Source organism: Niallia circulans (assembly GCF_007273535.1).
Taxonomy (GTDB): Bacteria; Bacillota; Bacilli; order Bacillales; family Cytobacillaceae; genus Niallia; species Niallia circulans_B.
The window spans coordinates 3483321-3495873 of the sequence record NZ_RIBP01000004.1 but is presented as its reverse complement, the minus strand read 5'-3'; the positions used below and the strand labels follow the sequence as shown (position 1 = coordinate 3495873).

At 38.2% G+C, this 12553-nt stretch carries 14 protein-coding genes; all 14 read left to right on the top strand.

Annotation, left to right across the window (positions count from 1 at the left end; genetic code table 11):
• Position 1: 1 nt before the first annotated feature.
• The 14 genes from CEQ21_RS25390 to CEQ21_RS25325 all read left to right on the top strand — a co-directional run bounded on the left by CEQ21_RS25390 (position 2) and on the right by CEQ21_RS25325 (position 12547).
• Positions 2-865 carry a MinD/ParA family protein gene (locus tag CEQ21_RS25390; RefSeq protein ID WP_185766940.1) on the top strand — a complete coding sequence of 288 codons (864 nt, stop codon included), beginning with the start codon at positions 2-4 and terminating at the stop codon, positions 863-865.
• 10 nt (positions 866-875) lie between these two features.
• Positions 876-1973 (top strand): protein-glutamate methylesterase/protein-glutamine glutaminase, encoded by a 1098-nt coding sequence (locus CEQ21_RS25385; RefSeq protein WP_185767422.1) that lies wholly within the window; start codon positions 876-878, stop codon positions 1971-1973.
• A gap of 21 nt (positions 1974-1994) precedes the next feature.
• A complete protein-coding gene (locus CEQ21_RS25380; protein WP_185766939.1) occupies positions 1995-4025 on the top strand; it encodes a chemotaxis protein CheA in 2031 nt (676 codons plus the stop codon).
• Positions 4026-4072: 47 nt separating this feature from the next.
• On the top strand, positions 4073-4543 hold the full coding sequence (locus tag CEQ21_RS25375; RefSeq protein WP_144452442.1) for a chemotaxis protein CheW: 471 nt from the start codon (positions 4073-4075) through the stop codon (positions 4541-4543).
• Positions 4543-5181: a chemotaxis protein CheC gene (locus CEQ21_RS25370; protein ID WP_185766938.1), complete on the top strand. Its 639-nt coding sequence runs from the start codon at positions 4543-4545 to the stop codon at positions 5179-5181. The genes CEQ21_RS25375 and CEQ21_RS25370 overlap by 1 nt, the downstream gene beginning before the upstream one ends.
• Complete coding sequence (locus CEQ21_RS25365) at positions 5174-5671, top strand: chemotaxis protein CheD (protein ID WP_185766937.1); 498 nt, start codon at positions 5174-5176, stop codon at positions 5669-5671. The genes CEQ21_RS25370 and CEQ21_RS25365 overlap by 8 nt, the downstream gene beginning before the upstream one ends.
• A 521-nt stretch (positions 5672-6192) precedes the next feature.
• Entirely contained in the window at positions 6193-6957 is a 765-nt protein-coding gene (locus tag CEQ21_RS25360; protein ID WP_185766936.1) for a FliA/WhiG family RNA polymerase sigma factor, read from the top strand.
• A gap of 11 nt (positions 6958-6968) precedes the next feature.
• The gene (locus CEQ21_RS25355; RefSeq protein ID WP_185766935.1) at positions 6969-7277 is read left to right on the top strand and encodes a hypothetical protein; all 309 of its coding nucleotides are present in this window, start codon (positions 6969-6971) and stop codon (positions 7275-7277) included.
• A 15-nt stretch (positions 7278-7292) separates the two neighbouring features.
• The gene (locus CEQ21_RS25350) at positions 7293-7907 is read left to right on the top strand and encodes a hypothetical protein (protein WP_185764153.1); all 615 of its coding nucleotides are present in this window, start codon (positions 7293-7295) and stop codon (positions 7905-7907) included.
• 144 nt (positions 7908-8051) lie between these two features.
• Positions 8052-8753 carry a 30S ribosomal protein S2 gene (gene rpsB, locus CEQ21_RS25345; protein WP_185766934.1) on the top strand — a complete coding sequence of 234 codons (702 nt, stop codon included), beginning with the start codon at positions 8052-8054 and terminating at the stop codon, positions 8751-8753.
• 229 nt (positions 8754-8982) lie between these two features.
• Positions 8983-9867: a translation elongation factor Ts gene (gene tsf / locus CEQ21_RS25340; RefSeq protein ID WP_185766933.1), complete on the top strand. Its 885-nt coding sequence runs from the start codon at positions 8983-8985 to the stop codon at positions 9865-9867.
• Between the two features lie 218 nt (positions 9868-10085).
• Positions 10086-10811: a UMP kinase gene (gene pyrH, locus CEQ21_RS25335; protein ID WP_185766932.1), complete on the top strand. Its 726-nt coding sequence runs from the start codon at positions 10086-10088 to the stop codon at positions 10809-10811.
• Positions 10811-11368 carry a ribosome recycling factor gene (gene frr, locus CEQ21_RS25330; RefSeq protein ID WP_185766931.1) on the top strand — a complete coding sequence of 186 codons (558 nt, stop codon included), beginning with the start codon at positions 10811-10813 and terminating at the stop codon, positions 11366-11368. The genes pyrH and frr overlap by 1 nt, the downstream gene beginning before the upstream one ends.
• Before the next feature lie 402 nt (positions 11369-11770).
• Positions 11771-12547 (top strand): isoprenyl transferase, encoded by a 777-nt coding sequence (locus CEQ21_RS25325; protein WP_185766930.1) that lies wholly within the window; start codon positions 11771-11773, stop codon positions 12545-12547.
• Positions 12548-12553: the final 6 nt, after the last annotated feature.

The window sequence follows — 12553 nt, the reverse complement described above, 5'->3', positions numbered from 1 at the left end:
TATGACAGATCAGGCGGCAATGCTGAGAAAAAGATTCGAACAGTTTCATAACCCCAAAAAGCAAAGAACATTAGCCGTTGTTAGCGGAAAGGGAGGAGTTGGGAAATCAAATTTCTCGTTAAATTTCTCTTTATCGCTGAAATTGAAAGGTTATTCTGTTCTTTTAATAGACATGGATATCGGGATGGGTAATGTTGATATATTAATGGGATCACAGCCAGCCTTTTCTATTGTTGATTACTTTAAAAATAACGCATCCTTTTCAGACATTATCCATACTGGTACTGGTGGAATTGACTTTATTGCAGGAGGTTCAGGTCTAACTGATTTTCTTGATATGGGGGAAAATCAGCTTGCAAGATTTTTTCAGGAATTTGAAAGTCATCTTAGCAATTATGACTATATATTATTTGATATGGGGGCGGGTATAAGTACTGATACCCTTCATTTCATCCTTTCTGTCGATGATGTGATTGTATTAACTACACCTGAGCCTACTTCTATAACAGATGCATATGCTGCAATGAAGTTTATTCACCTGCAAAAAGACGATATCCCTTTTTACGTTGTTGTTAATAGAACAATTAGTATTCTTGATGGCAAAGAAACCTACCAGAAATTAAAAAACGTCGTAGGTCGATTTTTGGAACGGGATATTATTAATCTTGGTGCGATACCAGACGATCAGAATGTTGCCAAAGCAGTTAGGAAACAAGTTCCATTCATTATTTTTAATGAAAATTCTCAAGCCTCTAAAGCTTTGTCAGAAATAGCCGATAGATACTGTAAACAAGAGTTTGCAGACCCTCAAGAAAACAAAAAGCCGTTCATGGCAAAATTGAAGAGGCTGCTGTTTGAAAGGTAGTGGAGTTGTCGTGGGAAAAATTAAAATCTTAATTGTCGACGATTCGGCTTTTATGCGTAAGCTTATAACTGATTTTCTCACAGAAGACTCACGCATGTCGGTCGTTGGCATTGCCAGAAATGGACAAGATGCATTAAAAAAAATCAAGGAACTTAAACCCGATGTAGTTACAATGGACGTTGAGATGCCAATTATGGATGGCATAAGTGCGTTAGAACGGATTATGAAGGAAAGCCCAGTCCCTGTCATCATGCTTTCGAGCACAACGAAGGTAGGAGCGGAGAATACAATTCAAGCAATGCAAATCGGCGCCATTGATTTTATCGCTAAGCCATCTGGAGCGATATCTCTTGATTTATATAAGGTTAAGGATGAATTAATCGAAAAAGTAGTTTCAGCAAGTAAGGTAAAGCTGTCTAAACTCTTGATTTCTCCTGTGCAGGAAAAAAAACCTATTAGTACTAGAGTTAGTTATAGTAAAATAGAACCAAAAGAAGAAAAAACAGTCAAAAAAGTAGATTCAAAATGGAATCCTGCCTCAAGTAAACTTATCGTCTTAGGAACTTCAACAGGCGGACCAAGAGCATTACAGCATGTCATCACAAAATTGCCTGCAAACATTAATGCACCAATTTTAATTGTACAACACATGCCAGCAGGCTTTACTCAATCGCTTGCTAACAGGCTTAATTCTCTTTCAGAGATAACAGTTAAGGAAGCGGAACATGGGGAAACGATAAAGAACGGGATAGCTTATATAGCTCCAGGGGGATATCACTTAAAAGTAAAATCCTCTGGGAACAGCCTTGTAGTTGAACTAGACCAATCGACCCCTGTAAATGGTCATAGACCTAGTGTAGATGTAATGTTTGAATCGGCAAGTGAATTAAATAACTATGACAAGCTTGCGGTTATTATGACTGGAATGGGTTCAGACGGAACAAATGGGCTTATCAAGCTTGTAAACTCTGGACGAGTCAAGTCCATTGCAGAATCGAAGGAAACATCCATCGTTTTTGGAATGCCAAAGGCTGCCATTGCAACAAATTATGTAGATGAAGTCCAAAATGTAGAAAATATTGCACAAACAATAATGAAGTATGTATAAACGCCAAGGGGTGTAAAATTTATGGAGATGAGCCAGTATTTAGAAGTTTTTATTGAAGAAAGCAAGGAGCATTTGCAAACATGTAACGAGCAATTACTGGAATTAGAAAAAAATCCAGAAAACCTGCAAATTGTTAACGAGATATTTCGTTCTGCTCATACATTAAAAGGTATGTCTGCAACAATGGGATACGAAGATCTTGCGAGCCTTACCCACCAGATGGAGAATGTTCTTGATGCAATTAGAAACGAGAAAATTTCTGTAACACCTGAAGTGTTAGATGTTATCTTCCTTGCAGTAGATGACCTAGAAGCAATGGTAGAATCGATTGCAAGCGGTGGTGACGGAAAAAGAAATGTAGAGGATGTAGTGAGGAAACTAGTTGCAATCGAAAGCGGAGAAGCATTTGTGGAAACAGCTGCTAATCAAACGGCAACTGCTGTAGCAGAAGTACCTCTAGCTGGAAGCAGCTATGATGAATTCGAAATTACTGTTATGCAGCAATCAAAAGAACAAGGCTTCAACACATATGAAATTGAGATTTCATTAAGTCAAAACTGTCTGCTAAAAGCAGCAAGGGTATTCATGATTTTTGAAGCATTGGAATCATTAGGTGAAGTGATTAAATCAAATCCACCTGTTGAGGAATTGGAAGAAGAAAAGTTTGAGTATTCTTTCATGGTTACCATTATATCTAAGGAAGAGCCTAGTACGATTGAAGCGAAAATTATGAAGGTATCTGAAGTAGAAAAAGTAACTGTAAATAGCTTCTCTGCTTCTGAGTTGAGTGTAGAGGAAGAGGCGGAAGAAGCAGCTGCTCCACAAGTTCAAGAAAGCTCCGCTGTTCAACCTGCTGCAGCACCGAAAAAAGAAGAGGAAAAGCCTGCTGTTGTGGCAAAGCAATCAAGCAAAACAATCAGGGTTAACATTGAACGCCTTGATATATTAATGAATCTGTTTGAGGAGCTAGTCATTGACAGAGGAAGACTAGACCAAATCTCACAAGACCTTCAGGTTCAAGAGCTCCATGAAACGGTTGAGAGAATGTCAAGAATCACTGGGGACCTTCAAAACATTATTTTAAATATGAGAATGGTGCCGGTTGAGACTGTATTTAATCGATTCCCTCGTATGGTCAGACAGCTAGCGAGAGATTTGAACAAAAAAATCAATCTTGAGATAATTGGCGCAGAAACAGAATTGGATAGAACAGTCATCGATGAAATTGGTGACCCTCTTGTCCATCTTATAAGAAATGCTTTGGATCATGGGGTTGAGTCTCCAGAAGTCAGAAGAGCTAATGGTAAAAATGAAGAAGGAACGGTAGTACTTAGAGCTTATCATAGTGGAAACCATGTATTTATCGAGCTTGAGGACGATGGTGCTGGAATCAACAAAGAAAAAGTACTTCAAAAGGCATTAAGCAAAGGAATTATCACACAAGAAACAGCTAATAGCTTAACTGATTCACAAATTGCGGAGTTAATCCTAGCATCCGGCTTCTCAACAGCAGATAAAATTTCTGATATTTCTGGCCGTGGTGTTGGTCTTGATGTTGTGAAAAGCACGATTGAATCTCTTGGCGGAACAATAACGATTGATTCGCAGGAAGGAAAAGGTTCCTTATTCTCTATTCAGTTGCCATTAACACTTTCTATCATTTCTGTGATGCTTGTGGAAATCCAGCAGGAAAAATATGCGATTCCTTTATCATCTATTATTGAAACAGCAATCGTTAACAAGCAGGACGTGCTTCAAGCACATAACCAAACAGTAATAGATTTCCGTGGCAAAGTAGTCCCTCTTCTATTCTTGAAGGATATCTTTGAGGTTCCAGAAACGAAAGAAGAAGAAGAGTTCTATTCAGTTGTCATTGTTAGAAAAGGTGAGAAGCTCGCAGGCTTCGTTGTTGATTCCTTTATCGGCCAGCAAGAAGTCGTATTAAAATCACTCGGAAATTATTTAGCTAATGCATTTGCAATTTCTGGTGCTACAATATTAGGTGATGGACAAGTAGCCTTAATCGTTGATTGCAACGCTTTGATTAAATAAACGTTAAATTTGATGCAAAGATTGGTTGATAGAGAGGAAGGAATGAAATGGTAGAATCGGTTTCAACAGAAGTAAAACTGATTATTTTCGAACTGAAGGGAAAAGAGTATGCAATTCCTGTAAATGATGTAAGATCAATTGAAAAAATCATGCACATTACGAGAATTCCTAACATTGCTCCATTTGTTAAAGGGGTAATAAACCTGCGCGGTGTCGTAACACCAATCATTGATTTACGCAGACGCTTTGATTTGGAGGAGATTGCACATACGGATCAGACTCGTATTATTATCATTGCGATTGAGGACATGGAAGTAGGGTTGATTGTTGACGCTGCAAACGATGTTGTCGATGTGGATTCTGGTGATTTTGAGCCTGCTCCAGAAGTTGTTGGTGGTCAGGAAGTTGATTACATCAGTGGTGTTGTAAAGGTAGACAAGCGTTTACTTATCCTAGTTAACTTAGAAAGAGTGTTTGATCGCGAAGAATTAAAAAAATATGCTAGAAGTGAACTTTAATGGGCTTTACAGATAAGATTACTTCGCTTCATCTTGATATATTAAGGGAGATTGGAAATATTGGAGCAGGCAATGCTGCTACAGCACTCTCCAAACTCCTTAATAAAAAAATCGATATGAAAGTTCCCAATGTGGAAATAGTATCCTTCGATGAAATGATGGATATGGCAGGAGGGTCTGACAATATTGCAGCAGGAGTATTTCTTAGAATTGAAGGAGATGCTCCTGGCAGTATGTTCTTTATGCTGCCAATTGAACAAGCGACGAATTTTATCAGAGACATGATAGGTGACGAGACAGCTCAATTGTCTGAACCATATGATGAACTTTCCTTATCTGCTTTACAGGAGCTTGGCAATATATTGTCAGGGTCTTATTTGTCCGCATTGTCGGATTTTACCAATCTATCTTTATATCCATCTGTTCCTGCACTTGCAATTGATATGGTCGGAGCAATTGTAAGCTATGGGTTGATTGAGCTATCACAAGTCAGCGACTATGCAATTGTCATCAACACTGCCCTCAATGAAGATGATAAATCACTTTCTGAAATGGTTAAGGGTCATTTTTTCCTTCTCCCAGACCCAGAGTCCTTTCATACCTTGTTTGAATCATTGGGAGTGAAGCTGGATGACTGAACAAGCTACTGTAGTGAAGGTTGGAATTGCGGATATGAACACAGTCAAAGCACCGGAATTAATAAGGACTTCCGGGCTTGGATCTTGTGTTGGGATCGTTTTATATGATGAGAGAAGGTCTATTGCAGGTTTAGCTCATATCATGCTTCCCGATTCATCATTAAGCAAGAGTGGTCCTGTCAATATTGCTAAATTTGCAGATACAGCCATCACGGAGCTAGTAAATAAGTTAGGAAAACTGGGGGCAAGTAAGTTTTCCTTAAAGGCAAAAATTGCTGGTGGAGCACAAATGTTTCAATTTAGTGGAACCAGTGATGTCATGAGAATTGGTCCTCGTAATGTTGAGGCGGTCAAGAAGGCATTAAATACACAAAACATTAAGATTTGGGCAGAAGATGTCGGCGGCAACAGCGGAAGAACAATCGAGTTTAATCCAGCAACACATGAACTTATGATTCGTACTGTTAATAAAGGTACACATATTATATAAAGATTTATCAGAAATATCCCATAAGGTGGACAAATTAGTAAAGTCTGACACTGATGAAGTGCAGGCTTTTTTCAATAAGGCAGCCTGAGAGTTGGGTTTAAAGAACTATAAAAGGACGAAAAATCCATCCTTTTTTTAACATATAGTAATTTTGTAACAAAAATAGGTTTAAAGTACTATTCCGCAGAAATTTCGACAGTGGTAAAGTTTAAGAGGCGGAGAGCTGTATAACCATTGAATATACAGGTTTCCATCGTTTAATTTGGATGTTTTCCCTTAAATCAATATAGGATATGCGTCTTATTGGATTGAATAGTGCATTTCTCATATTGAGTAGGAAAGCACTATTTTGTTTTGTAGTTATTATTCAAAACAGATTTTGTCCTCTTCACAGGAGGATAAGCATAAAATCTTTTCTATTTATATATAAAGAAGGTTTTTAGTATGGATATGGTCGAGAGAGTTCAAAATAAAGAGATAATATAACTAATAAATAGTATCGCTGTTCGAGGAGGATGTTTATGGCAAATGAGACGACATTAGAGGAGAAGAATGCATGGGAGATGTGGATTACAGATAGGGACACAGATGCATGCAATACGTTAATTAAAAAGTATATGCCGCTTGTTAGTTTTCACGTCCAGCGCATCTCTGTAGGTCTTCCTAAAAGCGTCTCAAGAGAAGAGTTGAACAGTTTAGGCATGATTGGACTTTATGATGCACTTGAAAGATTTGATCCAAAGCGTGACCTGAAATTTGACACATATGCGTCTTTTCGCATCAGAGGAAGCATTATTGACGGTTTGAGAAAGGAAGACTGGCTTTCAAGAGGTACTCGCGAAAAGACAAAGAAAATTGAGTCAACTATTGAAAAGCTTGAACAGAAAATGATGAGAAACGTAACAGTTCAAGAAATAGCGGATGAATTAGATTTATCCACTGACGAAGTATACTCAACAATGAATGAGCACTTCTTTGCCAACGTCCTTTCGATTGATGAGCAGCTGAATGAGTCGGACGAGAAGGAAGGTCCAACATTTGCAATCAGAGACAATAAAACGGAAATACCGGAAGAGAAAGTGATGAAAGACGAATTGATTCAGGAAATGGCGTCCATGATAGAAACTTTGAATGATAAAGAGCAGCTTGTCCTTAGCTTATTTTATAAAGAAGAACTGACATTAACAGAAATTGGCCAAGTGATGAACCTATCTACTTCCCGTATTTCCCAAATTCATTCAAAGGCAATCTATAAACTAAGACATTCTTTAGAGAAGGTAATATAGAGGCGAGGATAATGAGTTTAAAAGCAATTGAAATGCAGGTGGCCTTGCCGAGAACTTATGACGCAGGCAAAATACAGGACCAGCAGGATCAACGCGGGCAGTTGATGAACAATCATGCCCTGCAAGCCACCTTGCAAGAAGAAATAAAAAAAAGAACTACGGTCATTAAAGGAGAAGAAAAGGGGAATATCTCCAATAATAGACACAAAGATGGAAAGAGCCGCTCCGATTCTCAAAAAAAGAAGAAGCAGAATAAGGATGAGGAGCAGTTGCTTTCTGAACACCCTTATAAAGGGAATGTTATTGACTATAGTGGATAGATTGAGGTAAAAACAATGGTGAATTTTCTGCTTGTTTTTAGTATTGCGTTAAATATTTTGGCATTGTTATGCATTGCGTTGCTGTTTATAAGACAAAACAGGCTGGCAGCATTTGAAAGTCGTCAGGAAAAGGCTCTAGAAGAAATGGAAGAAATCATTTCAAGCTTTATTGCCGAAATAAAAGAGGAAAATGAATTGTTTCTTGATAGAATTCAAAAGCTCGATGGTAATTTAGAAGAAAGCAAAAAAGAAAACCCACAAAGCCAACCGTCAGTAGTTACCGAACCGAAACAAATGCCGATGATCAATACATATAGAGCTGCAGCCAAATCCTATCAAACCTTTGAGAAACCTACAGGCAATGATGATGTAGAAGAGCTGTTGGATTTAATCTTGCCGCAATTTCCAGAGGAAGATAAAAAAGTAAAGGCAATTCAAGAAGAGGTTGTTGCAGAAGAAGAAATTGTCGAAAAAGAAGAAGAGCCAGAGGAAAAGGAAAAGACACTGCTTGAGGTAGTGACAGAGCTTGAGGAGCAAGGGAAAACGATTGAAGAAATTGCTAAACAATTAAATAAAGGAAAGACAGAGATAGAATTATTGTTGAAATTTAGACAAAAAAATCATGAATAGCTTGATTGTCTATCATACATATGATATATTAAAAAACGGTGTTAATACACACGCTTTTGGATTTAATCATTGGTGCTGTATTGCTACAGTTTTGATTAAATATGAAAAAAGCGGAGGAAAACAAAACCACTAGGAGGAACAAACATGTCAGTAATCTCAATGAAACAATTGCTTGAAGCTGGTGTACACTTCGGTCACCAGACTCGCCGTTGGAACCCAAAAATGAAAAAATTCATTTTCACGGAGCGTAACGGTATCTACATCATCGACCTTCAAAAAACAGTTAAAAAGGTTGAAGAAGCTTATAACTATGTGAAAGAACTTGCTGGTAACGGCGGAACTGTTCTTTTCGTAGGAACTAAAAAACAAGCGCAAGATTCAGTTAAAGAAGAAGCTATCCGTTCTGGTCAATACTATGTTAACCAACGCTGGTTGGGTGGAACTTTAACAAACTTCGAAACAATCCAAAAACGTATTGCTCGTTTGAAAGATATCGAAAGAATGTCTGAAGACGGTACTTTTGAAGTGCTTCCTAAAAAAGAAGTAGTTCAATTGAACAAAGAGCTTGAGCGCTTGGAAAAATTCTTGGGCGGAATCAAAGACATGAAAAAAATGCCAGATGCATTGTTCATTGTAGATCCACGCAAAGAGCGCATTGCAGTTGCTGAAGCGCATAAATTGAATATTCCAATCGTTGGAATTGTTGATACAAACTGTGATCCAGACGAAATTGATGTTGTTATTCCTGCGAATGACGACGCAATCCGTGCTGTGAAACTATTAACTGCAAAAATGGCAGATGCTATTCTTGAAGCTAAACAAGGCGAAGAAGTAACAACTGCTTAAGTCAAAATAACTGTGTCTGCTACAAAAACGAACAGAGCATAGAGATCACAACGTGGTTTTTATCAACCTAGTAGTCTTTTGCTAGACACTCTAGTTTAGGGACTTGTGGAAAAGGTGATAAAGAGCAGCCCTCTTATCACCTTTTTTTAAAGAGAATTGCTTAAAAGCAATAATAAATGGACAAACAATAAGTATACGTACATACGGATATTACAAGGAGGAAACAAACATGGCTGTAACAGCTCAAATGGTTAAAGAACTTCGTGAAAAAACTGGTGCTGGAATGATGGATTGTAAAAAAGCACTAACTGAAACAAATGGTGATATCGAAAAAGCGATCGATTTCCTACGTGAAAAAGGTATCGCTAGCGCTGCTAAAAAAGCAGACCGTATCGCTGCAGAAGGTACTACTTACATCGCTGTTGAAGGTAACGAAGCAGTAATCCTTGAAGTTAACTCAGAAACAGACTTTGTTGCTAAAAACGAAGGTTTCCAAGTACTTGTTAAAGAACTTGCAGCACATCTTCTAAACAACAAACCTGCTACTGTTGAAGAAGCTACTGCTCAACATATTACAGAAGGAACAACTGTAGAAGCACACATCAATACTGCTATGGCTAAAATTGGTGAAAAACTTTCATTGCGCCGTTTTGAAATCAAATCAAAAACAGATAGCGATGCTTTTGGTGCTTACCTTCACATGGGCGGACGCATTGGTGTTCTTACAGTATTAGAAGGATCTACTGATGACGCTGCTGCTAAAGATATTGCTATGCATATCGCTGCACTTAACCCTAAATACGTTTCTCGTGACCAAGTTTCTCAAGAAGAAGTTGAGCACGAAAGAGAAGTATTAACACAACAAGCACTTAACGAAGGAAAACCTGAAAACATCGTTGCGAAAATGGTTGAAGGCCGCCTTGGCAAATACTTCGAAGACGTTTGTGTTCTTGACCAAACTTTCGTTAAAAACCCAGACCAAAAGGTTCGTCAATTCGTTGAATCTAAAGGTGCAACTTTACGTGAATTCGTTCGCTATGAAGTAGGAGAAGGAATCGAAAAACGTGAAGATAACTTTGCTGAAGAAGTTATGAACCAAGTTAACAAAAAATAATATTGTCGACATTAATATAGGAACACACCTGTGTTCCTTATATTGTGTATCATTCATGAAATGGTTGTTTGATTGAATGCGCTCTTAATCAAAACCTCTGCAAGCTTTTTATCGCTTTGCAGCATGGAATGGCTTTTGAGAGTGTTTCGACAAGTTTAAGAAAGGGAGCACATTGTGTTCCCTATTTTTAAAGACATTTAATACATACGGAGGTTTCCATGAGTAATCCAAAATATAAACGTGTTGTTCTAAAATTGAGTGGGGAAGCATTAGCTGGAGAAGCGGGCTTTGGTATTAATCCTACAGTTATCAAAGAGGTAGCAGAGCAAGTAAAAGAAATTGCTGAACTAGGTGTCGAAGCAGCAGTAGTTGTTGGCGGCGGTAATATCTGGAGAGGTAAAATCGGTGAGGAAATGGGCATGGACAGAGCAAATGCTGATTATATGGGCATGCTTGCCACAATCATGAACTCTTTAGCCCTGCAGGACAGTTTAGAACAAATGGGCATTGAAACACGTGTGCAAACATCAATTGATATGAGACAAATAGCTGAACCCTACATCAGAAGACGTGCCATTCGTCACCTTGAGAAAAAACGTGTCGTGATATTTGCGGCAGGTACAGGAAATCCATACTTCTCAACTGATACTACTGCTGCTTTAAGAGCTGCAGAAATCGAAGCAGAAGTTATCTTGATGGCGAAAAACAATGTAGATGGTGTTTACTCAGCAGATCCAAGAGTAGACAAAGAGGCAACAAAGTATGATGAGCTGACATATTTTGATGTGATTAAGGATGGACTTGCTGTCATGGATTCAACCGCATCATCCCTATGTATGGACAATGATATTCCACTAATCGTATTTTCAATTACGGATGATGGAAACATTAAAAGAGCAGTTATGGGTGAAAAAATTGGAACATTAGTAAGGGGGAAAAAATAATGCCGAAGCAAGTTATTTCAAGTACAAAGGAAAGAATGGATAAAGCAATTCAAAGTTACTCTCGTGAGCTTGCAAGTATCCGTGCAGGAAGAGCTAATGCTGCCCTTCTTGACAGAATTTCTGTAGATTATTATGGTGCTCCAACACCAATTAACCAAGTAGCTGGAATCAGCGTTCCTGAAGCAAGACTTCTTGTTATTCAACCATATGATAAATCCATCTTAGGTGACATTGAAAAAGCAATCTTGAAGTCTGATATTGGTTTAAATCCAACGAATGACGGTAGCATCATTCGCTTGTCTATCCCAATGCTTACAGAAGAACGTCGTAAAGAGCTTGTGAAAAACGTCAAAAAAGAATCTGAAGAGGCAAAAATTGCGATTCGTAACATCCGCAGAGACGGAAATGATGATTTGAAGAAGCTTGAAAAGAATGGTGACATTACGGAAGATGCACTTCGCGGTTTCAGTGATGACATTCAAAAGTTAACAGATGAATATATCAGTAAAGTTGATGCATTGACTAAAGAAAAAGAAAAAGAAATTTTAGAGGTATAATTGTTGACTGCTGTTTGCAAAAACATAAATGCCGATACGATGATGACTGACCTTTACCATCAATGCCTTGCTGGTTAATGCTTAAGGCTAGGTGCTGCCATCAGCCATGCCAACAGGACATTTAATATTTCATAAATGTCTGGAACAGGAGATGGGATCAAAAGTGAAGTCTGGAACCCTCTATTATTAGGGGGTTTTTTTCGCATTATCACTGGCTATTTTTATTTTTGGTTGCTTATGAAGACTAGTTTCCTTTAAGATATAAAGGGAACATGTAAGCCTGCCCTCACTTTTGCTTGCATTTACAGGTAATTTTGATGTTTAGTTAGTTAGTATTATAAGAACAGAATGTAATGAAGGATATAGATGATGTGAGAGGATCTACTTTGGAGGAACAATAGTATGTTTAACAAATTAAGGTTATGGAAAACGGGGACCACTACTAAAACTCTCCAAGACCAAATAAGCAATGTGAAGCAGCAGAAAATTCCAGAGCATGTCGCCATTATTATGGATGGTAATGGCAGATGGGCAAAGAAAAGAAAGCTGCCAAGAATAGCTGGCCATCACGAAGGAATGAAATGTGTAAAACGTATTACAAAGATGGCTGATGAATTGGGAATAAAAGTTTTGACCCTATATGCCTTTTCTACAGAGAATTGGAAACGGCCAAAAACGGAAGTTGATTATATTATGTCACTGCCAGAACAATTCTTAAGCACCTTCTTGCCAGAGCTAATGGAGAAGAATGTTCGTGTAACGGCAATTGGCTATACAGAAAGGCTTCCGGAACATACCTTAAAAGCTTTGGATAATGCGGTGGAAAAAACAAAAAATAATACTGGCTTGAATTTGAATTTTGCATTGAATTATGGAAGCAGATCGGAAATTCTGCAAGCAGTTAACAACATCGTTAAAGATAGCCAAACCGGAGAGCTTGATGCAAATGGAATCACAGAGGAAGTATTTTCATCTTACTTGATGACAGGCGGATTAAATGATCCAGACTTGCTCATTCGCACAAGCGGCGAAATCCGGATAAGTAATTTTATGTTGTGGCAGCTTGCCTATACAGAGCTTTGGTTTACAGATGTTCTCTGGCCAGATTTTAAAGAGGAGCATTTAATCGAAGCAATCGAAGTATTCCAAAATCGCCAGCGGCGTTTTGGAGGAGTCTAATAAGGG